The organism is Candidatus Protofrankia californiensis, assembly GCF_900634765.1.
In the GTDB taxonomy this organism is placed as follows: Bacteria; Actinomycetota; Actinomycetes; order Frankiales; family Frankiaceae; genus Protofrankia; species Protofrankia californiensis.
The window spans coordinates 17,009-18,740 of record NZ_CAAAFT010000495.1 but is presented as its reverse complement, the minus strand read 5'-3'; the positions used below and the strand labels follow the sequence as shown (position 1 = coordinate 18,740).

At 70.8% G+C, this 1,732-nt stretch carries 1 protein-coding gene; it reads right to left on the bottom strand.

What is annotated here, in order from left to right; all coding sequences use genetic code 11:
* Positions 1 to 1,706 (bottom strand): serine/threonine-protein kinase (locus tag DD1DGNOD_RS25875; RefSeq protein WP_165037047.1); only part of this gene is annotated, 1,706 nt, incomplete at its 3' end.
* Positions 1,707 to 1,732 lie beyond the last annotated feature (26 nt).

Sequence of the window (1,732 nt, the reverse complement as noted above, 5' to 3'; positions counted from 1 at the left end):
CCGCCGTCCCCGGTGAAGCCCGCTGTCCCGGTACCGGCGACGGTGACCACGGTTCCGTCAGGCTGGATCTTACGTACCCGGTTACTGGTCCAGTCGGTGACGTATAGTGCGCCCGCCCGGTCGATCGTGATGTCGTACGCGTCCAGCTCGGGAAGGCTCAGCGCCGCGCCGGAGTAGGCGATGCCCGGCAGGAACAGCGCCGAGTGTGGTGGGGGCGGGCTGTCACCACCTCTGGTTCCCAGCAGCGTGATGCCGATGATCAGCGCGACGATCGCTGTGAACGCGACCCCGGCGATGAGCCATACCCGACGGGACGACCGCCGCCGCTCGTTCGGCCACCCCGGACCGGGTCCCTGGGGTGGCTGCGCAGGGCCGGGTAGCTGCACACCCTGCGGTCCGGACGGCCCGGAGCCCTGCCCGGCGCCGGGGACGAACGGGTTGGCCTGCCACCAGTCCGTACCGGGGCGTCCCGGCGGGGGGTATGCCGCCCGCGCCCCCCGCGCCATCGGCTCGAAGTTGTTGTGCGGGGGCGTGTGCCCGCCGGCCTGCCGGGTCGGTGGTGTGTACGCCGACGGCGGCACCCAATGATCGGCCCGGGGGCCGGGGTCGGCAGGGCTGTCGCGCGGGAGGCCGCGTGGGGGCTGGTATGCCTGGGGCGGTTGGGGCCCGGACCATCCCGACTGAGGCTGCGCGCCCGCGGGCCACGGTTGCGGTGGCTGGGGCCCGGATGCCGGCATCCGGGCTTGCTGGGATTGTTGTGGCTGCTGGGGTTGCTGTGGCTGCCGGGGTTGCGATGCCGGCGATCCCTGGACGCGCGCATTCGGCCCGGACGGTTGGCCCAGCGCGACGTGTCGCACCTCGTCGTCCAGCCGCACCTTGACTCCGGACCGGGTGAGCCAGTTCGGGCCGAACGCGCTCGTGGCGGCCCGGGCGAGTTCGAGGGCGAATTCAGTGGCGCCGGCAAAGCGGGCGGCGGGTTCCTTGGCCAGCGTGCGCATGATGACCGCGTTGACGGCGGAGGGGATGCCCTCCAGCGGGAGCGGCGTGACATTGAGATGGTGGTTGACGAGCGCGCCCACGGACAGGGCACGGCCGAAAAGAGGCCGTTGGGCGAGTAACTCGTAGAGCACTCCGCCGAGCGCATAGAGATCGGTGGAGGCATACAGGCGTCCCCCGGTGATCTGCTCGGGAGCCATGTAACGCGGTGTCCCGAGAACCCCGCTGGCGGTCGTCTCGGTCCCTTCGAAAATCTTCGCGACACCGAAGTCGGTCACCTTGAGCAGCCCGTCGGAGGCGAACATCATGTTGTCGGGCTTGATGTCGCGGTGCAGGACGTTGTGGGCGTGCGCGGCGTCCAGCGCCGCCGCGGCGGCAAGACCCAGCGCGCAGGTGGCTTCCGCGGGGACCGGGCCGGTCGCCAACCGCTGGCGCAGGGTGCCGCCGGGCAGCAGTTCCATGACCAGCAGGCAGGTGCCCTGATGCTCGATGTAGTCATGGATGCGTACGACGTGGGGATGGTCGAGTTCGGCCAGGACGCGGGCCTCGGAGAGGAAGCGGGCCCGCAGGTCCGCGTCGCCGGCCGTGTCGAGCAGCACCTTGATTGCGACGTTCCGGCCGATCAGCCGATGCCGGCCACCGAGGACCAGCCCATAGCCACCGCGGCCGAGTTCGCCTTCGACCTGGTATCCGGGGAGAGCGGTCTCCACCAGCGAGCGATCGATCAACAAAGGTC